Source organism: Actinopolyspora alba (assembly GCF_900112765.1).
Taxonomy (GTDB): Bacteria; Actinomycetota; Actinomycetes; order Mycobacteriales; family Pseudonocardiaceae; genus Actinopolyspora; species Actinopolyspora alba.
Genome location: NZ_FOMZ01000014.1, coordinates 117,820 through 137,885, shown reverse-complemented (window position 1 = coordinate 137,885; position 20,066 = coordinate 117,820). Strand labels below are relative to the sequence as shown.

The window sequence follows — 20,066 nt, the reverse complement described above, 5'->3', positions numbered from 1 at the left end:
TCCAGGGGTAGTCTTCCCGGCGTGAGCGTGGTTCGTATCGCCGATCGCGGGAGGGCGTGCTCGTAATGGCTTGGCTGGTGTTGCTGTTCTCCGGAGTGCTCGAAGCCGGTTGGGCGATCTCGCTCAAGCTCTCGGAGGGCTTCAGCAGGCTGGTTCCCAGCCTGGCCTTCCTGGTGCTCGCCACCGGCAGTTTCGCGGGGCTGGCGTGGGCGATGCGCCTGCTGCCGGTCGGTCCCGCCTACGCGGTGTGGACGGGCGTCGGCGCGGCGCTGACAGCCGTGATCGGCATGATCTGGCTCGGCGACGCCGTCTCGGTGATCAAGATCGTGTCGATCGTGCTGATAATCGCCGGGGTGCTCGGCCTCAACCTGGCGGGCGTGGGGCACTGACTCCGTCGGAACGATTCACCGCGCGGGTGGCTGTCGGCCCGGGGCTTCGAGGCGGTGCGGACACTGCCGGTCCCGGGCGGGGACGGACACCGCGAGAGCCTCGCCTCACGTCCCCCAGTCGAGTGGGCAGGGTGGCTAGGATCGACGCGATGACGGCGGCGAGTACTCCGAAAGGCGAACGGCGGCGGCAGCTGCTCGTGGTCGCGGCGGCGGAACTGCTCTCCGAGGGCGGCTTCGCCGCGATCCGGCACCGCGCGGTGGCCGAGCGCGCCCGGCTGCCGCTCGCCGCCACCACCTACTACTTCGACTCGCTGGAAGAGCTGATCACCGCGGCGGTGCGGCACGAGGCCGAGGAGGAGCTCGCGGCGGGCAGGCGCAGGCTGGAGGAGCTGTCCGAACGATCGCTCGGCACCGAGGAGGTCGTCGAGCTGGTGCTGGACCTGCTGCTGGGCACGGACTCACGCGACGGTGGTACCGAGTCCGTGCTGCTGCGGTACGAGCGGCTGGTGGGGTCGCCGAGACGGCCCTACCTCGCCGAGTCGATGCGCGATCTGCACTCGCGGCTGCACGAGCTGCTCGCCGAGATCTTCCGCCGCTCCGAGGCGGACATCGGCCACGAGCGGATGTTGGAACTCATCGCGCTGGTCGACGGAGCGGTGGTCAACGCCCTCATCGAGAGCGACCCCGATCCCAGGGGAGCCGCCCGTCGGATGCTGCGCGCCCAGCTGCTCCGATAACCCTTCCCACCACGGCCCTTCGCGCGGCGATTTCGCGAGAAATCGACGCCAACCCCGGTCACAGCGCCGTGCCCTGCCACTTCCTCCCGAAGGGCGCGGCGATTTCGCGAGAAATTGACGCCCGACCGTCGGGGCCGCCCGGCGTGTTCATCCGTTGGTGGAAGTATCCTCACCACTCGTGACGGACAAGCCCAGCATTCCCGACCCGCTCGCCTCCCGCTACGCCTCGCCCGAGCTGGTCCGGCTCTGGTCGCCGGAGCACAAGATCGTGCTGGAGCGCAAGCTCTGGCTGGCCGTGCTGCGGGCGCAGGCCGAACTCGGCGTCGAGGTGCCGGACGGCGTGGTCGAGGACTACGAGCGGGTACTGGAACGGGTGGATCTCGACTCCATCGCGGAGCGGGAGCGCGTCACCCGGCACGACGTCAAGGCCCGCATCGAGGAGTTCAACGCGCTCGCCGGGCACGAGCAGATCCACAAGGGCATGACCTCGCGCGATCTGACCGAGAACGTCGAGCAGCTCCAGATCCGCCGCAGCCTGGAACACGTGCGTGACCGCACCGTGGCCGTGCTCGCCCGGCTCGGGCAGCTCGCCACCGAGAACGGCGAGCTGGTCATGGCGGGGCGTTCGCACAACGTGGCGGCCCAGGCCACCACCCTCGGCAAGCGGTTCGCCACGGCGGCCGACGAGATGATCGTGGCCTTCCGGCGGCTGGAGGACCTGTTGGCGCGGTACCCGCTGCGCGGCATCAAGGGACCAGTCGGAACGTCCCAGGACGCGCTGGACCTGCTCGACGGGGACCAGGAGAAGCTCGCCCGGCTGGAACGCAGGGTCGCCGGGCACCTCGGCTTCGGCAAGGTGCTGGGCAGCGTCGGTCAGGTCTACCCGCGCTCGCTGGACTTCGATGTGCTCACCACTCTGTCCCAGTTGGCGGCCGCGCCCTCCAGCCTGGCCAAGACGATCCGGTTGATGGCGGGCCAGGAGCTGGTCACGGAGGGCTTCAAGCCGGGGCAGGTCGGTTCCAGCGCGATGCCGCACAAGATGAACACCCGTTCTTGCGAGCGCGTCAACGGACTCGCCGTGGTGCTGCGGGGGTACGTCTCGATGTCGGGCGAGCTGGCCGGGGACCAGTGGAACGAGGGGGACGTCTCCTGCTCGGTGGTGCGGCGCGTGGCGTTGCCGGACGCGTTCTTCGCGTTCGACGGGCTGCTGGAGACGCTGCTGACCGTGCTCGACGAGTTCGGCGCCTTCCCGGCCGTGATCGCACGTGAGTTGGACCGCTACCTGCCGTTCCTGGCCACCACCAAGGTGCTCATGGCCGCTGTTCGCGAGGGGGTGGGCAGGGAGACCGCCCACGAGGCCATCAAGGAGAACGCCGTCGCCGTCGCGCTGGACATGCGGGAGCGGGGGCTGGAACGCAACGACCTGCTCGACAGGTTGGCGGCCGACGAGCGGCTGCCGCTGGACCGCGAGCGGCTCGGGCAGCTGCTCTCCGATCCGCTGGAGTTCACCGGCGCGGCCGCGGACCAGGTGCGCGAGGTGACCGAGGAGATCGGCGAGATCACCGGCCGCCATCCGGAGGCCGCGGCCTACGCCCCCGCCCCGATCCTCTGAGAGGTGTCGTGTCCTCACGAGGTCTGCCGGGCGGCGATTTCCCACGAAATTGACGCGCCGGTGGCGTGGCGTGGGCGCGTCAAATTCTCGCGAAATCGCCGCGCACCACTGCTGAGGAACCGCGCTCGGCGGTGCCTACTGCCAGTGCGCGTCGTCTACTGCCAGTGCGCGTCGAAGAAGTCCCGTTCGTACCGGGTGGCGAGCTGGAACAGCCGCAGGCAGCGCGCCCGCTCGCGCTCGTCCAGCTCGCCGGCCACCCGGTCCAGTTCGGAGCGCAGCCAGTTCACCCAGTCGGCGAACTCGGCGCCGTTGTGCAGCGTGATCCACTCGGCCTGCACGAAGTCCTCCGGCAGTCGCTCCGGCCCTGGTGAGGCCCACTCCAGGTAGGACCACTCGGCCACGGTCAGCACTGTCAGGACGTCGGCGTAGCTGCCTCGCTCCGTCGTGTCCCTCAGCAGCTCCCGGAACGCCACCGTGGCCTCGTCCAGCTCGGGCGCCTCGCGCTCGTGCCGGGGGACCTCCAGCTCGTCGAACGAGCGCCGGAAGTAGTCGTTCTCGATGCCGGTGACCACGGCTACGCTGCCCGCGATGCGCAGTCGTGAGGTGTGGCGGTCGGCCCTGGCGAGTCCGGCTCCCAACAGCGCGAGGAGCAGGTCGACGAACTGGTAGTCCTGCACCAGGTAGCCGCGCATCCGCTCCCGGGGGACCTTCCCCTCGAACAGGGCCTCGGTGAAGGGGTGGGCGACCACCGCGCCGAAGTCCGGCTCGCTGCGCTCGCGCATCCACTCGGTGAATTCCCCGGGGAACTCCCCGCCGTTTCCGGGCGCCGTCGATTCCAAGCTCGGCCTCCTGATCGGCACTCCCCCGCGACACCGGCACGCGGTCGTCGCGGGAAACGCGGTGACTCGGTTCCACTCGTACTCTGCCGCAACCGTGGCCCGTCGGCCCGCCGATCGCGCGGGTGAGGCAGAATCCCGAACCGTGGTCGCGCTTTCCGAATACCGCCCGGTGGCAGCGGGCAAGGTCCGTGAGCTCTACGAGGTCGACGACGAGCATCTGCTGATGGTCGCCTCCGACCGTGTTTCCGCCTACGATCACGTGTTGGAGACGCCGATCCCGGACAAGGGTCGGGTACTGACCGCCATGAGCGTGTTCTGGTTCGAACTGCTCGGCGATCTGATCGATTCCCACCTCGTCGCCGCCGACGACCCGCGCATCCCGGACGAGGTGCGCGGCAGGGCGCTGCTGGTGCGCAAGCTGGAGATGCTGCCCGTCGAGTGCGTGGCACGCGGCTACCTGAGCGGATCCGGCCTGGCCGAGTATCGCGAGACCGGCAGGGTCTGCGGGGTGCCGCTGCCCGACGGCCTCACCGAGGCGTCACGACTGCCGGAACCGATCTTCACACCGGCCACCAAGGCGGAGCTGGGCGAGCACGACGAGAACGTGAGCCTGGACGCGGTGGCCGCCACCGTCGGCCGCGAGCGTGCCGGGCAGCTGCGCGACACCACGCTGCGGATCTACGAGCGCGCGGCCGAGCACGCACGGACGCGCGGGGTGATCCTGGCCGACACCAAGTTCGAGTTCGGCCTCGCCGCCGACGGCACGCTGGTGCTCGGCGACGAGGTGCTGACCCCGGACTCCTCGCGGTACTGGCCCGCCGACGAGTACGCGCCCGGCAGGTCGCAGCCCTCCTTCGACAAGCAGTACGTGCGGGACTGGCTGACCTCGCCGGAATCCGGTTGGGACCGCGCCTCCGACGTGCCGCCGCCCCCGCTGCCCGCGGAAGTGATCGCGGCGACCAGGGCGCGCTACGTCGAGGCGTACGAGCGGATCACCGGACGTGATCTCACCGCCTGGCCTTCGTAAGGTCCCGGCAGCTCGGGCTGCGTGGCGGTGCGGTTGGCGGAACCTCCGGCACGGCTCTCGCTCCGGGAGCCCCGACATCGGGTAGCGACCTACGCCACGTCGGGCCGTCCTCGCGAGAGCCGCACGGGAGAATCGCGGCGGTGCCGATTGCGAGGGTGGTCGGAGTCCGACCTGCGAGGATGATCGGGATTCGATCTGCGTCCGTGGGAGTTCGGCACCGGGAGCGCCGCTTGCGCGGCGATTTCGCGAGAAATCTACGCACGCGGGGCCGCGTCGCCACACCGGCTCGACAATTTCGCGAGAAATCGACGCCGCATCGGTGCTGCCGAACCGCTCCGAACGGCAGCGACAGCACCGGACACCGTCCGGGCGTGTTGGCTCGGTGAATCCCGGTGGGCGGGTTTCTCCGGGAGGTCACGTCGGTTTCATCCGCCGGTCACCGGTACGACAGCCCGGTCTGGCGCCATGAAGCACCGTGAGCGCGCGACTCGTGGTCTCGTTGTACGGCATCGGCGGCGAGCCGGATCTCGCCCGCTGTGCCCGCTTCGCCGCGCGGCTGGACCGGCTGCGTGTCGGGTTGTCGGTGCTGGTCCCCGCCTCGCTGCTGGCCGACTCGGCCGTGACCGACTGGTTGCGGGAGCGCGTCGTATCGGGCGATGCCCTGGTGCTGCACGGTCTCGAACCACCCCGTTCGAACCGGATTCGCGGGCTCCACGACGACCGTCGCCGCCCCCGCCACGAAGCCGGGCTGCGGTTGACCGCGGTGAGCGCGGTTCTCGACGCGGCCGGGCTCGGCTCCGAGACGTTCGCCCCGCTGGGCGGCCGGGCGTCGACGGGCACCCTGGCGGCGCTGCGTGCGGCGGGCTTCGGTGCGTGCGTCGAGCCGGAGGTGCTGCGGGACCTGCGTACCGGGCGGGTACGCCGCAGCAGGGTAAGGACCCCGGCGGGCTTCCGTAGCGAGTCGGCTCGCCGCAGGGGGCTGCGTTCGATGGCCGAACGGGAGGTGCGTGACTGGCCGGGACTGGCCAGGCTCGCGATCTCCGCCGAGGACCTGGGGCATCCCACCCGTCGCACGGCGGTTCACGAGGCCATCGACCTGGCGCTGCTGCACGGAGCCGTCCCGGCGACCTACCCCGAGTTGGTCGCACCTCCGCCCGCACCGCCGCGTTCGGCCCCGACCGGACGCGGCGCTCCGAACCCGGACCCGCTGACCAGTTGATCAGCGGGACCGGGGTGCGGTGCGCTCAAACGCCGGTCGGTTCACCCCGGTTGAGCACCGTCACGGTGGTTCCCTCCGGGCCGAGTCGTTCGAACATGCCGTAGTGCATCTGCGGCATGGACAGCACCGCCTCGTGGATCGGCACCGCCACGCGGGGGTTCATCGCCCGCAGGAAGTCCACCGCCTCCGAGAGCTTCAGCCAGGGCGCCCCGGTGGGCAGTCCGAGCACGTCGACCCGCTGCTCCGGAACGTGGAAGGAGTCGCCGGGATGGTAGAAGGCACCGTGCTCCACCAGGTAGCCGATGTTGGCGATGCGCGGGATGTCCGGGTGGATCACCGCGTGCTGGCCGCCGACGACGTTGATCGCCACCCCGGCGAGCTCGAACGCGTCATCCGGGTGGGCCGTCTCGGACTCGATCCCCTCTTCGGAGAGCTTGGCCGCGGACTCGGTGTCGGCGACCAGCCGCGCGTTCGGGTTGTTGCGCAGCACGTCCGGCAGCCGTTCCAGATCCAGGTGGTCGGGATGCTGGTGGGTGAGCAGCACCGCGTCCAGGTCGCGCAGCGCCTCGAAGTCGTGGGAGAACGTGCCCGGGTCGATCAGCAGCCTCGCCGCCGAGGTCTCGACGAGGACGCAGGCGTGCCCGTAGTGGGTCAAGCGCAAGATTGCCTCCGTGGGTTCGTGTCGGTTGTCGGTCTCGCGATGCTCGAGTCGTCGCGTGCCTGCTGTGTCGGTGCGCCGCGCGTCCGCGGCGTTGTCAGGAGGGTTTCCAGCGGCGTCCCTGGACCATGTCGCCGAAACCCATCCACACCAGGTTCATCAGGCGCATCGAGAGCGCGTCGGCGGTGTACTCCGGGTGATCTATCCACCAGTCGAGCATCGATTCACCCGCTCCCACCAGGGCTGCGGCGAACGGCTGCATCTGTTCGAGTTGCACCGGTTGTTCGCTGCTGCCTCCCGCGCGGGCCAGCAGTTCCGCCACCAGGTTCAGCGCCCGGTCGCGCCATTCGGAGAGCTCGGAGGTGAAGGGCTGCCCCTGCACACTCGCCTGACGGTGCAGGACGGTCCAGCTGGCGCGATTCTCGTTGACGTACTCGAAGAACGCGTGCAACCCGCGCCAGAGCTGTTCGTCCGGTTTCAGATCCGCGTCCACCGCCTGGCTGATCGATTCGATCAGTCGGTTCGCCTCCCGCCTGATGCAGGCCACGAAGAGTTCGTCCTTGGCGCCCAGGTAGGCGTAGATCATGGGTTTCGAGATCCCGGCCACGTCGGAGATCTCGTCCATCGCCGCCTCGTGGTAGCCGTACTTGGCGAACACCGTCACGGCGGCGTCGAGGATCTGGCGCTCGCGCACCTGCCGGGGCAGGCGTCTGGAGCGGGGCTTTGCGGGGGTGCCGGACTGGTCCGTCCGGTCGTGTCTCGCGTCCTGCACTCTTGGCACGGTAGAACAGTATCGATCAGGGGGTTGTATTGCCGGTCTATCTACTCGGGAGTAGTCTTACTCGTGAGTAGGTAATGGAGGGCAACATGTCGGAATCCGACCCCATCGCCGCGCTGGCGGCCACCGATCCGAAGCAGGTCAGCAGGGAGGAGTTCGTCAGCCTGCTGGCGGCAGCCTCCGAACTGGCCGCGGCCGACACCGAAGTCGATCTCAGCTCGCTGGAGCCGCAGCAGTTCGCGAGGCTGATCTCCCGCGCCTCCGACGAGCAGCTGCGGGACGTCATGGACCGCCCGGAGCTGGCCGAGCGGATCCTCGACGAACTGTTCCGCCGCATGGGCGAGCACTACCGCTCCGACAAGGCCAAGAGCACCGAGGCCGTGGTGCGTTGGCGCATCAACCTCGACGGTTCCACCTCGCAGGGCTCGCCCGACTCGGATGCCGACGAGACCGGAGTGCTGCGCTACGAGTGCGTGCTGTCCGGCGGTACCTGCACCGTGAGCAAAACACCGGAGCACGAGCCCAGGGCCACCGTGATGCTCGGCCCGGTGGAGCTGCTCAAACTCGCCTCGAGCAACGCCTCGGCACCCATGCTGTTCATGACGGGCAAGCTCAAGGTGGCCGGTGACGTCGGCTTCGCCGCCGGTTTGACCAAGCTCTTCCAGATCCCGAAGGCCTGACGAGCGAGTCCGAGCCCGACGCCCTCGGCGACCCCGACATTTCCGGTACCCCGAACGTCCCGAAGATCCGGTCGTGGCCGTCCCGCAGCCACACGCGTCCACCGGAGGAAGCCCGGGCACCGCCGTGTCGGAACAGGGGCCACCGTCCGACTCGGCCACGAACCACCAGCAACGACATCCGAGGAAAACTCATGAGCTTCTCACTGGAACTCACCGAAGAGCACCAGGAACTGCGCGACTGGTTACACGGCTTCGCCCAGAAGGAGATCCGTCCCGCCGCCGCCGAGTGGGACGAGCGGGAGGAAACTCCCTGGCCGATCATCTCCGAGGCCGCCAAGGTCGGCCTCTACGGCTTCGAGACGCTGGCGACGTTCTGGGCGGACGAAACCGGTCTGTCGCTGCCGATAGCCAACGAGGAACTGTTCTGGGGCGACGGCGGCATCGGGATGGCGATCTTCGGTACCACGCTCGCGGTGGCGGGCATCTTCTCCGCCGGCACGCCGGACCAGCTCGCCGAGTGGGTTCCGCAGTGCTACGGCGATGTCGACGAGCCCCAGGTGGCCGCGTTCTGCTCCTCCGAACCCGAGGCGGGTTCGGACGTCGCCGCGATGCGCACCCGCGCCGTCTACGACGAGGCCACCGACGAGTGGGTGCTCAACGGGCAGAAGGCGTGGGCGACCAACGGCGGGATCGCCAACGTGCACGTGGTGCAGGCCGTGGTGGACCCCGAACTCGGGCCGCGCGGTCAGGCCGCCTTCGTGGTCCCGCCCGGTACGCCCGGGCTGTCCGCGCCGAGCAAGATCCGCAAGCACGGGCTCCGTGCCTCGCACACCGCCGACGTGTTCCTGGACGACGTGCGGGTGCCGGGCCGCTGCCTGCTGGGTGGCAAGGAGAAGCTAGACGAGCGGCTGGCGCGGGCCAGGGAGGGCGGCAAGTCCAGCTCGCAGGCGATGCGCACCTTCGAGCTCTCGCGCCCCACAGTCGGATCGCAGGCCATCGGCATCGCCCGGGCCGCCTATGAGCACGCCCTGGAGTACGCGACCCAGCGGGAGACCTTCGGCCGCCCGATCATCGACAACCAGGGGATCGCGTTCACCCTCGCCGACATGCGTACCGAGATCGACGCTGCCCGGATGCTGGTCTGGCGTGCCGCCTGGATGGGCCGCAACGAGATCCCCTTCACCGCCGGTGAGGGCTCGATGTCCAAGCTCAAGGCCGGTCGGGTCGCGACCTGGACCACCGAGCGGGCCATCCAGATCCTCGGCGGCAGCGGCTACACCCGCGAGTACCCGGTGGAGCGGATGCACCGCGACGCCAAGATCTACGACATCTTCGAGGGCACCGAGCAGATCCAGCAACTGGTGGTGGCCAGGGCGATCTCGGGGCGGCACATTCCCTGAGACCGAAGGCGACGTGTCACTGTGCCGTCGCAGAACCTAAGAAGTCCGATAAGCCCGTTCCGAGCCCTCGCCCGGGACGGGTACGGACGCGCGTCGGTACGAGCGAGGCACGAGATCCCTGGCGAGCGGGTCGTCGCGGATGCGCCGCGACGCCAGTCGGGCCCCTGGTCGCGATGCCGGTTGATCGCGAGCTCGGGACTCCTTCTCCTTTGTCGTGGGCGTAGGGCGGATCGAAGATCGTCGAAGAATTTGTCGGGGGTGAACACCATCCTTTTCGCACAGTAAGTGATCACTGTTGCGACAAGGAGTGACCGTGAGTGCCCTGGAGGAACTTCGTGTCCGGCTGGCCGGAGTCGCTGACGACGTCTACCCCGATCAGATGGCCGTCACCGTCGAACAGCTCGACATCATCGCCGCTGACCTGGCCGATGCTCTGCGCGGCAGCGGCAACACCGACGCCCACACCGTCCTCGCCCGGATCAACCAGGCTGGCGAGCACGTCCGCGCCTGTCTCCGGTTGAGCGCCCGGGCGGCCGGAGATCTCCGCGACTACGCCGACCGATTGTGATCCGGCATGTCGTTGTTGCAGGATCTCGCCGCCCGCCTGGCCGCTGCCCATGCGGCTCTACCGGCAGAGCACCTGCACCGCGCCCGCCGAGTGCTGGCCGAGGCGGCCGAACGGGTCGCCACACTGAGTCGTACCAGTCAGGACCACAGCCTCACCCACGCCTATACCGGGCTGGCCGAGGCCGGTCGGGAAGCCGAAGCCGCCGCTGAGTGCCTCACCCGTGCCCACCTACGTCGAACTCGTCCCCGACAAACGATGCGCCCTGCACATCGGTCTCGGCCAGGACGGGTACAGCTCGGTGAGCTACCTCGAAAAACCAGCCCGCGCCGTCGCCGGCAAGGGCGCCCTGCCCACCCCCGACGACGCCGGATTCGACTACGGCGGCACATGGCCCCACGCCCCACTCGACTCGGCCGTCCCCGTCGCCGAGGCGCACCAGGTCGCCCGTGAATTCCTCACGACCGGCCGACGTCCGACCAACCTCACCTGGCAGGACCCCCGGTACTGATCAGCACCGGGACCGTCCCGGCATCCGGGCGATTCCCCGTTACGTATCCTGCGTCACTCCACGGCGGGGGTGCCCGTGCCGTGGAGTGACGGGATGACCCTGTGAGCAAGCTCGCAAGCCGTGCGTGGCCTTCGCCACGGTTCGGAATTGTCGCCGGTTTCCGCTTTGTTTCTCTGGAATGCTGGCAGGTTGCGGTCGGGTGAAGTCGGCGCACACCTCACCTGAAGAGGTGAGATTGTTCGGCTTCGCCTGCGAGGACCGTTCACCCCTGTGTTTTATCGGCGCGGACGGCCCTCGGGCCGGCCGCGTGCCACGAATCCCCGGCGGGATTCGTGGTGCCGACGCTCGGGTACACCACGCCGGGATCTCCGTCGTACGCGAGAGACCGGCAGTATCCCGGCTCGCTTCGAGAGTGATTGGGAGGGCGAAGCGGTGAGCAAGGCGACATCCGACCCTGGAACTCCGATCTTCGGGGAGCTCCACAGCGAGCTCGAGCTACCGGAGATCGACGTGCACGACTTCGAGTCGCACGAGTTCGACTTTCCGGAGGGGCCATCGGCCACCCAGCCACCGGAAGCCGAGCCGGCCACCGAGCAGGCTCAGGCCGCCGCGGCGAGCGGAGACCAGGGCTCCGAGCAGCAGAACGCGACCGGACAGGTCGAGCAGTCCGAGAGCGGCTCCGGTTCCCGCCGATCCGGTACGCAGCGGGCCGCCCAGCAGAAGTCCGCCTCGGCCACGTCGAACGGGGCCTCGCAGGCCCACGGGCAGCAGTCCGAGGGCACTTCCGCTCAGTCGACCAAGACGTCCGAGACCGACGACAGCGCCGACTCCGGGACGCAGGGTTCCGGTCAGCACACTTCCGGGCAGAACACCAGCGCGGCCGCGCAGGCCGTCGCCGGTGCCGGGGCCGCCGCACAGCGCGGTGGCCGCAGGCGCAAGGAGGAGTGAGCGATTCCGGGCGCCGGGAATCTCGCGGAACGAGCCGGTACGCCCCCGGAATCGCCGATTCCCGCGGTGACGCCGTGTTGTCGGGGGTTCGTGCGATGTTGGTCGCGTGACCGATTGGCAACAGTTCGAAACCGAGGCACCGGAGCTCGCGACAGCCGTAAGGCGGTGCTTCGAGGCGCACCTGCACCACGTCCTGGCGACACTGCGCAGGGACGGATCACCTCGGGTCAGCGGCACCGAGGTCCAGTTCCACGACGGCAACCTCGTCATGGGATCGATGCCACGCGCGCTGAAGGCGCTCGACCTGCGGCGTGACCCGCGCGCCGCGCTGCACGCCCATCCCGGCGAGATGACCGAGGGGGATGTGAAGGTATCCGGGCGTGCCGTCGAGATTCCCGAGGGCGAGGACCTGCGTGCCTATGCCGCCGAGATCCAGCACGAGCCCGGCACCTTCCACATGTTCCGCTGGGAGTTGCACGAGATCACCCACACCAGCGTGGCCGAGGATCAGCTGCTGATCCGCACCTGGCGGCCCGGAGCAGGGATCACCGACCACCACCGCTCCTGAGTCGCTGATTTCGCGGCTCGGTTCGCGTGGCGGTGCGGGTGGCGGAACCTCCCGCACGGCTCTCGCTGCGGGTGCCCCGACATCGGGTAGCGACCTACACGACGTCGGGGCCGTCCTCGCGAGAGCCGCACCGGAGAACCCGCGGCGGTGCCGACTGCGAGAGTGGTCGGAGTGCGGCTTACGGGAGTGGTGGGAGTGCGGCTGTTCGTCGGCACTGCTGGCCCGTCGATTTCGCGAGAAATCGACGGAGCTGGGGTCACACCCCCGTGCGGGGGGGCGTCAATTTCTCGCGAAATCGACGCCCCGGTGGAGGCCGACTCACGTGCCGGTAGCCGACCCGGCACGTGAGTCCCGCCGCGCAACCGGTTACGGAAACCGGGCTGCCCGAGTTCTACCCGAACGTCAGGGCCATCCCCGGATCGGACAGTATCGATCCGACGTCGGCGAGGAACCGCGAGCCCTGCTGGCCGTCCACCACCCGGTGGTCGAAGCTCAGCGCCAGCTGGCAGACCTGACGCGGCACCACCTGGCCGTCGACCACCCAGGGCATCTCGCGGATGGCGCCGAACGCCAGGATCGCCGACTCGCCCGGGTTGAGGATCGGCGTCCCGGTGTCCACCCCGAACACGCCCACGTTCGTGATCGTGATCGTGCCGTTGGTCATCGCCTCCGGCGAGGTCCTGCCCTCACGGGCGGTGCTGGTCAGCTCCTCCAGCGCCACGGCCAGTTCCCGCAGTGACATCCCGTCCGCGTCGCGGACCTTGGGCACGACCAGGCCGCGGTCGGTGGCCGCGGCCACACCCAGGTGCACGTAGTCCTTGTAGACGATCTCGCCCGCCTCACCGTCCCAGGCGGCGTTGACGTCCGGTGTCCGCTTCGCGGCCAGGCACATCGCCTTGGACGCGATCGCCAGCGGTGTGACCTTGACGTCCCGGAAGTCGGGGTGCTTCTTGAGCCGCTCCCGGAACTCCATCATCGGAGTGACGTCGATCGTCAGGAACTCGGTCACGTGCGGGGCGGTGAACGCGCTGTCCACCATGGCCTGCGCCGTCGCCTTCCGGACCCCCTTGATCGGAACCCGGTGCTCCCGCTCGGCGCTGTCCCGAGCCGCCAGGGATCCGGCAGCGGGGCCCTCGGAGGCCGCGGCCGTGACGCCGCCCGCCGCCGCGCGTTCCACGTCCTGCCTGGTGATCACGCCACCCGAGCCGGAGCCGTGCAGCGAACGCAGCTCCACGCCGAGGTCCTTGGCCAGTTTGCGCACCGGCGGTTTCGCGAGCGGCACTCCGCCGCCCGCTGCGACGCCGGTGCCGCCCGCGGCCGACTCGGCCTGCCGGGAAGCGGACGGCGTGCTCGTGGCGGGGGCGGAGCCGTTCACCGCGGTGCCGTTGGTGCCCGCGCCGTCGGTGCCCGCGCCGGTCGGCACCGGAGTGCCGTTGGAGGCGGGCCGTTGCCCGGCCGAGCCGTTGGATCCACCGCTGTCGGAGCCGCCGCGCTGCCCGGCGGTGGCGTCCTTCTTGCGGGGGCGGCGTTTCGCGCTGGTCGAGCGCGGGCCGTACCCCACCAGGGTGGCGATCCGGCCGTCGGCACCTTCCTCGCCGATCTTGCCGCCCTGCTCGGACCGCTCGCCCCGCTCCGCGGGCTTGTCCGGTTCCGACTCGTCGCTCTCCGCACCGGCCGGCTCGATCGTGAGGATCGGGGTTCCGACCTCCACGGTCTGGCCGGGTTCGGCGAGCAGCTCGCTGATAGTCCCCGCGTAGGGGCACGGCAGCTCGACCGATGCCTTCGCGGTCTCGATCTCCACGATGATCTGGTTCAGCTCGACCGCGTCACCGGGCCCGATCCGCCAGTTCAGAATCTCCGCCTCGGTCAGCCCTTCACCGACGTCCGGAAGCGGGAAGTTCTTGAGTTGTGCCATGCCTGCTCCCTCAGTAGGCCAGTGAACGGTCGACGGCATCGAGTACCCGGTCGAGGTCGGGCAGGTAGCCCTCCTCCAGCTTGCTCGGTGGGTACGGCGTGTCGAATCCGTTCACCCGCAGCACGGGGGCCTCCAGCGAGTAGAAGCACTCCTGCTGTATCCGGGTGGCCACCTCGGAGGTGACCGAGGACTCCGGCGGCGACTCGCTGACCACGACCAGCCGTCCGGTGCGCCGGACCGACTCGGCCACCGGGCCCAGGTCCAGCGGTGAGAGCGAACGCAGGTCCACGACCTCGACGTCGTTGCCGTCCTCCTCGGCCGCGGTCGCGGCGTCCATGCAGGTCTTGACCATCGGCCCGTAGGTGGCGACGGTGACGTCGGATCCGGTGCGCAGCACGGCGGAGCTGACCAGCGGCAGGTGCTCGGCCGTCGGGTCGAGCTCGGCCTTCTCCCAGTACCGCCGCTTCGGCTCGAAGAACAGCACCGGGTCGTCGGAGTCGATGGCCTGCTGCAGCATCCAGTAGGCGTCCACCGGGTTGGAGCAGGAGACCACCTTCAGGCCCGCCACGTGGGCGAACAGCGACTCCGGTGACTCGGAGTGGTGCTCCACCGCCCCGATACCGCCGCCGAAGGGAACCCGGATGACCAGCGGAACCTTCACCTTGCCCTGGCTGCGGTAGTGCATCTTGGACAGCTGCGAGACGATCTGGTCGAAGCCGGGGAAGATGAACCCGTCGAACTGGATCTCGCAGACCGGGCGGAACCCGCGCATCGCCAGGCCGATGGCCGTGCCGATGATTCCGGACTCGGCCAGCGGCGTGTCGAGCACCCGGTGTTCGCCGAAGTCCTTCTGCAGTCCGTCGGTGACGCGGAAAACACCGCCGAGCTTGCCGACGTCCTCGCCCATGACCAGGACCTTCGGGTCGCGCTCCATGGCGTTGCGCAGCGCGTTGTTCAGCCCCTTGGCGATCGTGATCGTCTGGGTCGGTGTGGTGCTGGAACCGGTCGATTCCATCGTGGGCGCGGCCATCAGCGAACACTCCCCTCGGTGTCGTGGCCGGAGTCGGCGAAGCCTGCGAGGTAGTTCAGGTAGTCCTCCCGCTGTGCCGCCACCACGGGGCTCTCCTCCGCGTAGACGGCGGAGAACATCCGTTCGGGCGGCGGTTCCGGCATGTTCACGCAGAACTCGCGGAACCTGGCAGCCAGCTCGTCGGCCTCGGAATCCACCCTGTCGAAGAACTCCTGGTCGGCGAGCTCCTCCCGGAGCAGGTGCGCCCGCAACCGTTCGATCGGGTCCTTGAGCTTCCACGCCTCCAGCTCGTCGTCCAGCCGGTAGCGCGTGGCGTCGTCCGAGGTGGTGTGCGCGTCCATGCGGTAGGTGAACGCCTCGATGAGCAGCGGTCCGTTGCCCTGCCTGGCCTCGTTCATGGCCCACTGGGAGACGGCGAGGGTGGCGAGCACGTCGTTGCCGTCGACCCGGATGCCGGGGAAGCCGTATCCCTTGGCGCGTTCGTAGAGCGGTACCCGGCTCTGCCGTTCGGTCGGCTCGGAGATCGCCCACTGGTTGTTCTGGCAGAAGAAGACCACCGGCGCGTCGTAGACCGAGGCCCAGACCATGCCCTCGTGCACGTCACCCTGGCTGGTGGCGCCGTCGCCGAAGAAGACCATGGTGGCCTCGTTCGAGGCGGGGTCATCCCCCGAGTTGCCGACCTTGCCCTCGAACTTCTGCCCCATCGCGTAGCCGGTGGCGTTCACGCACTGGTTGCCGATGACGATGGTGTACAGGCTCATGCCGGTTTCGTTCGGGTCCCAGCTGCCGTGGTCCGTGCCGCGGAAGATGCCCAGCAGCTCGGTGGGGTCGATGCCCCGGCACCAGGCGACTCCGTGCTCGCGGTAGCTCGGGAAGGCCATGTCCTGCGGTCGCATGGCGCGGCCCGCGCCTATCTGCGCGGCTTCCTGACCCAGCAGCGGAACCCAGATTCCGAGCTGGCCCTGGCGTTGCAGCGCGTTGCCCTCGCGGTCGGCACGCCGCACCAGCACCATGTCGCGGTACATGCCGCGTAGCTGCTCGTCGGTGATGTCGATGTCGAAGTCCGGGTGCGATACCCGCTGACCCTCCGGCGTCAGGAGCTGAACCAGATCAGCTCCGCCTTCGCTGGTCGCACGCAAACCGGCGATCACCTGCTCCCTCGTTGGTGTTGCTGAGGTTGCGGCAGGCACCGCGGTGTCCGCGAGTCGATCGCGATCGTCGGGTCGGCTCGGTCGCGTCCAGTGTTCGGGGGACATGTGGATCTCCTAGTCTCACCCCGGTCGTTACCGCTTGTGGCGGTTGTGACCGGTTACCCCTGACGGCGCCGTCGACCAGGTGGGTCTCGGGTCATCCGATCGGGGTCGTTGGATCGCTCCTCGCCATCCTGGCATGACAACGGCCACTTCCGTGAGCCCTGCCACAGAGATCGATGCCGCCTGCAAACCTTGTCCGGCGCACCGTAGCTCGCGGTTGGATCAGGCGAATTCGCAGGTCATCATAGGGGTGGATCTCCGATGGATGGTGTTGTGACAGTTGTATAACCGATTTTTTCCCGGCCGATTCCGATACTGGTCAGCGTCGTCGCGGGCCGGGCTGAATCGATGGTGAGTACGTTCGGTGCGGGAGCGGTCACTCTTGGGTTCCGGGGGTGGCGCCCTGCTCGATCGGCTTACACCGGGGAACGCTCTCGGGGGCGGATGCCTCCGGTCGGGGGATCGAGGGCCCGGATTCGTGCGAAACGGGCCCCGGCGCGTTTCGTGTGATCTAGCATCGCCGCCGTGGAAGCGCATCTGTCGTTGTCGCTGCCGGACCAGATCGTGCTGTTGCTGCACGGGCCGGACGGCAAGCAACACCACGGGGTCAATCACCAAGTCCTCACTCCCGCGGCCGAGATCGCCGAGCTCGTGATGCACGGTCGTGCCGAGCTGAGCCGCTCCGCCCTCGGGAGTGTCAAGATCGGTCTGCTCGACTCGACCCCGGTGGGCTTCGAGCCGTTGGAACGCCCGCTGTCGGTGCTGGCGGGCCGAATCGCGGGGAAGGGCAAACCGATCCCGTTTCAGACCTGGCTGGCGGATCGTCGCGGTGCGTTCCGGGAACAGCGCTGGGCGCTGCGGCAGCGGGGTTATCTGGAGTACGAACCGGAAAAGCTGCTCGGCTTCATCCCGCGCGATCGCTACCGGCCGCACGGGTCCGTCCAGCAAGAGTTGATCGGTGAGCTGGGACAACTCGCTCGTGGCGAGCGCTCACCGGACGACCGGCTGGCCCTGTTGGTCGCGATCGTTTATCCCTCCGGCCTGCATCGCAGGCTGCTCGGCTTCGACCGGTCGCAGGGGCGCAGGCTCAAGCACATCGCCAAGGGCCAGCACCTGGAAGGGGCGGTTTCGGCCGCCGTGGCCGCGACCGGTGCCGCTATCGCGGGCACGGTCGGCGGCGGGGGTGGCGACGGTGGCGGTGGTGGTGACGGCGGCGGAGGCGGCTGAGCCTCACAACCTCGGTCTTCACCAGGCCGGGTGAGCTTTCCCGAGGAGTGGGAATACGATCGCGGGTGTGGACCGCACAGCAGTGAACACCTTCGTACAGCGGCAATGGGAGTCCTCGGTACTTCCCAGCCTCTCCGAGCTGGTCGGCATCCCGGCCGTCTCCCCGGCCTTCGACGCCGACTGGGAGGCCAACGGCCATCTGGACGCGGTCGTCGAGCACGTGCGCGGCTGGATCGACGCCCGCGGGATCACGGGTGCCGGGATCGAGGTGGTCCGGCTGCCCGGGCGGAGCCCGCTGCTGCTGGTCGACGTGCCCGCGACCGACGGCGCCTCCGAGGAGACCGCGCTGCTCTACGGCCACCTGGACAAGCAGCCGCCGGTCGGGGGCTGGTCCGAGGGGCTGGGGCCCTGGACGCCGGTGGTGCGCGACGGCAGGTTGTACGGCCGCGGTGCCGTGGACGACGGCTACTCCGGCTACGCCGCGATCACCGCCATCGAGGCGCTGCGTTCGCACGGCGGTGCGCACCCGCGCTGCGTGCTGCTGCTGGAGACCGGCGAGGAGTCCGGCAGCCCCGATCTGCCCGCCTACCTGGAGCACCTCGGCGAGCGGCTGGGCCGCGTCGGCCTGGTGGTGTGCCTGGACTCCGGCGGCGGGGACTACGACCGGCTGTGGCTGACCACCTCACTGCGGGGGATGGTGCAGCTCAACGTCACGGTTCGGGTGCTGGACGCGGGGCAGCACTCCGGTGCGGCCAGCGGGCTGGTGCCCGACTCGTTCCGGATCGCCCGGCGGCTGCTGGACCGGTTGGAGGACTCCGCCACCGGTGAGATCCGGCTACCGGAGCTGAACGTGCGCATCCCGGAGAACCGGGTGGCCGAGGCCCGGGCGGGTGTCGAGGCCGCGCCGGGGCTGGTGCGCGAGTCCGTCGAGCTGCCCGAGGGCATGCGGATGATCAGCGACGACGAGGCCGAGCTGGCGCTGAACAACTGGTGGCGGCCCACCCTCTCGGTGATCGGTGCCGACGGGTTGCCGCACCCCTCGGAAGCGGGCAACGTGCTGCGCCCCTACACCACGTTGGATCTCAGCTTCCGGCTGCCGCCCACCGCCGATCCGCAGCGGGCGCTGGACGCGGTGCGGACCGCGCTGGAGAGCGACGTCCCCTACGGTGCGAGCGTCGAGTTCGGACACGCCGAGGCCGGGCAGGGGTTCAACGCGCCCGAGACCGCCGAGTGGTTGAACGACGCCCTGGACGCGGCTGGCACCGAGGTGTTCGGCAACGACTGGCGGACCATGGGTCTGGGCGGTTCGATCCCGTTCATGGGACTGCTGCACGACAACTATCCCGACGCCCAGTTCGTGGTGACCGGGGCGCTGGGGCCGGGCAGCAACGCGCACGTCCCGGACGAGTCGCTGCACCTGGACTACGCCGCCAAGGTCACCAGCGCCGTCGCCTACGTGCTGGACGCGCACGCCCGGCGCTGATCGTTCGCCGAGGATTTCGCCCGTCGGGCCGTTGCCGCGTCGCCCCCGGCGGGTCGGTGATCGGCTGCTCGACCGGTTCGACGGGAAATTCTTCCGGTCACTCTTGGTGATGCTCGCCGACCCGCGATGCTTCACCCGATCAGCGTAACGGTATCGTGTGTTCCGCTTACGCGGCCGTTGCGCTCGATCTCGTCCGGTTTCCGGCTCGGTTGGGGCCACGGTGGGTGTGCGTTGCGTGATCGATCGCTGCGCAGCTACCCCGCTTCCGGGTGAGGTTGACGTGATCGAAACACGGGAAGTTGTTTGTAACGGCCCCGGAGGATGGCAGGATCCCAGCATCCGGATTCCCCGTCGAGGAGGAGTGACACTGTGGCGCTTCGAACAACGTTGCGGGCCGCGGCCCTGTTACCCGCGTTCGCCCTGGTCGCGGCAGTAGCGGGCTGCGGCGGTGGTGGTGGCGGCGAGGCCAAGGGCGTCCCGCTGGTGAACGAGGGACAGCTGACCACCTGCACCAACCTGCCCTACGAACCGTTCGAATCGCGCAAGGACGGTGAGGTCGTCGGTTTCGACATCGACCTGATCGATCTGGTCGCCAAGGACCTCGGCGTCGAACAGCAGGTCACCAACATACCGTTCACCACCCTCCAGTCCGGCCAGGCCCTCAACGTCGGCAACTGCGACGTGGCCGCCGCCGCGATCACGATCACCGACGTCCGGAAGAAGAACTTCGACTTCTCCGATCCCTACTTCGACGCCACGCAGGCGCTGCTCGCCCCCAAGGGCTCCGGTCTCGACAGCTTCGAGAAGCTGCGGGGCAAGACGCTGGGGTACCAGAAGGGCACCACCGGCGCGAAGTACGCCAAGGAGCGCGCTGAGCAGCACGGCGTCACGCTCAAGCAGTTCGCCGATCTCGGGCTGCTGCTGCAGAACATGCGGATCGGGAAGGTCGACGCGGCCATCAACGACGACTTCGCGCTGATCGACTTCGCGGACCAGAACCAGAAGTTCGAGGTCACCAAGAAGCTCGAAACCGACGAGAGCTACGGCTTCGGCGTCAAGACCGGCAACAGCGAGCTGCAGAGCAAGATCAACGAGGTGCTGGCCGAGGCCAAGCAGGACGGCACCTACGACCGGCTGTACGAGAAGTGGTTCGGCCACGCGCCGTCCGAGAAGTGACTAGTACCGACGGGTGAACCGAGCCCACCGGTCCTCCCGATGATCTCGCAC

20 protein-coding genes are annotated in these 20,066 nt (G+C 69.1%); 14 read left to right on the top strand and 6 right to left on the bottom strand.

The genetic code is table 11. The features are described from left to right. Window positions 1–65 precede the first annotated feature (65 nt). The 3 genes from BM150_RS19715 (at window position 66) to purB (ending at window position 2,738) form a co-directional block, all read left to right on the top strand. Window positions 66–389 (top strand): DMT family transporter, encoded by a 324-nt coding sequence (locus BM150_RS19715; RefSeq protein WP_092928796.1) that lies wholly within the window; start codon window positions 66–68, stop codon window positions 387–389. Between the two features lie 149 nt (window positions 390–538). Next, window positions 539–1,126 (top strand): TetR/AcrR family transcriptional regulator, encoded by a 588-nt coding sequence (locus BM150_RS19710; RefSeq protein ID WP_092928795.1) that lies wholly within the window; start codon window positions 539–541, stop codon window positions 1,124–1,126. Window positions 1,127–1,304: 178 nt separating this feature from the next. Continuing rightward, window positions 1,305–2,738: an adenylosuccinate lyase gene (purB, locus tag BM150_RS19705; protein ID WP_092928794.1), complete on the top strand. Its 1,434-nt coding sequence runs from the start codon at window positions 1,305–1,307 to the stop codon at window positions 2,736–2,738. A gap of 155 nt (window positions 2,739–2,893) precedes the next feature. Here the strand turns inward: purB and BM150_RS19700 are convergent, their stop codons facing one another. After that, window positions 2,894–3,577 carry a TenA family protein gene (locus tag BM150_RS19700; protein ID WP_217641770.1) on the bottom strand — a complete coding sequence of 228 codons (684 nt, stop codon included), beginning with the start codon at window positions 3,575–3,577 and terminating at the stop codon, window positions 2,894–2,896. Between the two features lie 142 nt (window positions 3,578–3,719). On the opposite strand from BM150_RS19700, the gene BM150_RS19695 reads away from it, so the two are divergent. Beyond that, on the top strand, window positions 3,720–4,604 hold the full coding sequence (locus BM150_RS19695; protein WP_092928793.1) for a phosphoribosylaminoimidazolesuccinocarboxamide synthase: 885 nt from the start codon (window positions 3,720–3,722) through the stop codon (window positions 4,602–4,604). A gap of 475 nt (window positions 4,605–5,079) precedes the next feature. Then, a complete protein-coding gene (locus BM150_RS19690) occupies window positions 5,080–5,823 on the top strand; it encodes a polysaccharide deacetylase family protein (RefSeq protein ID WP_092928792.1) in 744 nt (247 codons plus the stop codon). 25 nt (window positions 5,824–5,848) lie between these two features. Here the strand turns inward: BM150_RS19690 and BM150_RS19685 are convergent, their stop codons facing one another. Both BM150_RS19685 and BM150_RS19680 read right to left on the bottom strand, forming a co-directional pair. Then, entirely contained in the window at window positions 5,849–6,484 is a 636-nt protein-coding gene (locus tag BM150_RS19685) for an MBL fold metallo-hydrolase (RefSeq protein WP_092928791.1), read from the bottom strand. Between the two features lie 94 nt (window positions 6,485–6,578). Beyond that, entirely contained in the window at window positions 6,579–7,253 is a 675-nt protein-coding gene (locus BM150_RS19680; RefSeq protein WP_165400729.1) for a TetR/AcrR family transcriptional regulator, read from the bottom strand. Between the two features lie 95 nt (window positions 7,254–7,348). Between BM150_RS19680 and BM150_RS19675 the strand changes: the two genes are divergently transcribed. From BM150_RS19675 to BM150_RS19650, 6 genes are all read left to right on the top strand, one after another. Further along, window positions 7,349–7,939: an SCP2 sterol-binding domain-containing protein gene (locus BM150_RS19675; protein WP_092928872.1), complete on the top strand. Its 591-nt coding sequence runs from the start codon at window positions 7,349–7,351 to the stop codon at window positions 7,937–7,939. A 191-nt stretch (window positions 7,940–8,130) separates the two neighbouring features. Further along, a complete protein-coding gene (locus BM150_RS19670; protein WP_092928789.1) occupies window positions 8,131–9,339 on the top strand; it encodes an acyl-CoA dehydrogenase family protein in 1,209 nt (402 codons plus the stop codon). Window positions 9,340–9,652: 313 nt separating this feature from the next. After that, window positions 9,653–9,907, top strand: a complete 255-nt coding sequence (locus tag BM150_RS19665; protein WP_092928788.1) for a hypothetical protein — start codon at window positions 9,653–9,655, stop codon at window positions 9,905–9,907. A gap of 220 nt (window positions 9,908–10,127) precedes the next feature. Then, entirely contained in the window at window positions 10,128–10,415 is a 288-nt protein-coding gene (locus tag BM150_RS19660) for an Imm1 family immunity protein (RefSeq protein WP_175496926.1), read from the top strand. A 432-nt stretch (window positions 10,416–10,847) separates the two neighbouring features. Then, complete coding sequence (locus BM150_RS24240; RefSeq protein WP_175496925.1) at window positions 10,848–11,363, top strand: hypothetical protein; 516 nt, start codon at window positions 10,848–10,850, stop codon at window positions 11,361–11,363. A 106-nt stretch (window positions 11,364–11,469) separates the two neighbouring features. Continuing rightward, complete coding sequence (locus tag BM150_RS19650) at window positions 11,470–11,931, top strand: pyridoxamine 5'-phosphate oxidase family protein (RefSeq protein ID WP_092928786.1); 462 nt, start codon at window positions 11,470–11,472, stop codon at window positions 11,929–11,931. A gap of 391 nt (window positions 11,932–12,322) precedes the next feature. On the opposite strand, the gene BM150_RS19645 is transcribed toward BM150_RS19650, so the two are convergent. From BM150_RS19645 to pdhA, 3 genes are read right to left on the bottom strand one after another with little or no spacing between them, the layout of a single operon-like run. After that, window positions 12,323–13,846 (bottom strand): dihydrolipoamide acetyltransferase family protein, encoded by a 1,524-nt coding sequence (locus BM150_RS19645; RefSeq protein ID WP_092928785.1) that lies wholly within the window; start codon window positions 13,844–13,846, stop codon window positions 12,323–12,325. Window positions 13,847–13,856: 10 nt separating this feature from the next. Then, entirely contained in the window at window positions 13,857–14,876 is a 1,020-nt protein-coding gene (locus BM150_RS19640) for an alpha-ketoacid dehydrogenase subunit beta (RefSeq protein WP_092928784.1), read from the bottom strand. After that, the gene (pdhA, locus tag BM150_RS19635) at window positions 14,876–16,132 is read right to left on the bottom strand and encodes a pyruvate dehydrogenase (acetyl-transferring) E1 component subunit alpha (protein WP_175496924.1); all 1,257 of its coding nucleotides are present in this window, start codon (window positions 16,130–16,132) and stop codon (window positions 14,876–14,878) included. Before pdhA ends, BM150_RS19640 begins: the two co-directional genes overlap by 1 nt. Window positions 16,133–16,654: 522 nt before the next feature. On the opposite strand from pdhA, the gene BM150_RS19630 reads away from it, so the two are divergent. The 3 genes from BM150_RS19630 to BM150_RS19620 all read left to right on the top strand — a co-directional run bounded on the left by BM150_RS19630 (window position 16,655) and on the right by BM150_RS19620 (window position 20,015). Continuing rightward, entirely contained in the window at window positions 16,655–17,356 is a 702-nt protein-coding gene (locus tag BM150_RS19630; RefSeq protein WP_175496923.1) for a GOLPH3/VPS74 family protein, read from the top strand. A 58-nt stretch (window positions 17,357–17,414) separates the two neighbouring features. Beyond that, window positions 17,415–18,839 (top strand): M20/M25/M40 family metallo-hydrolase, encoded by a 1,425-nt coding sequence (locus BM150_RS19625; protein ID WP_092928781.1) that lies wholly within the window; start codon window positions 17,415–17,417, stop codon window positions 18,837–18,839. Window positions 18,840–19,208: 369 nt separating this feature from the next. Beyond that, a complete protein-coding gene (locus BM150_RS19620; RefSeq protein ID WP_092928780.1) occupies window positions 19,209–20,015 on the top strand; it encodes a transporter substrate-binding domain-containing protein in 807 nt (268 codons plus the stop codon). Window positions 20,016–20,066: the final 51 nt, after the last annotated feature.

Coding starts and splice junctions, on each gene's coding strand:
- BM150_RS19715 (WP_092928796.1), top strand. CDS start 66: ATGGCTTGGCTGGTGTTGCTGTTCTCCGGAGTGCTCGAAGCCGGTTGG.
- BM150_RS19640 (WP_092928784.1), bottom strand. CDS start 14,876: ATGGCCGCGCCCACGATGGAATCGACCGGTTCCAGCACCACACCGACC.
- BM150_RS19670 (WP_092928789.1), top strand. CDS start 8,131: ATGAGCTTCTCACTGGAACTCACCGAAGAGCACCAGGAACTGCGCGAC.
- BM150_RS19645 (WP_092928785.1), bottom strand. CDS start 13,846: ATGGCACAACTCAAGAACTTCCCGCTTCCGGACGTCGGTGAAGGGCTG.
- BM150_RS19710 (WP_092928795.1), top strand. CDS start 539: ATGACGGCGGCGAGTACTCCGAAAGGCGAACGGCGGCGGCAGCTGCTC.
- BM150_RS19675 (WP_092928872.1), top strand. CDS start 7,349: ATGTCGGAATCCGACCCCATCGCCGCGCTGGCGGCCACCGATCCGAAG.
- pdhA (WP_175496924.1), bottom strand. CDS start 16,132: ATGTCCCCCGAACACTGGACGCGACCGAGCCGACCCGACGATCGCGAT.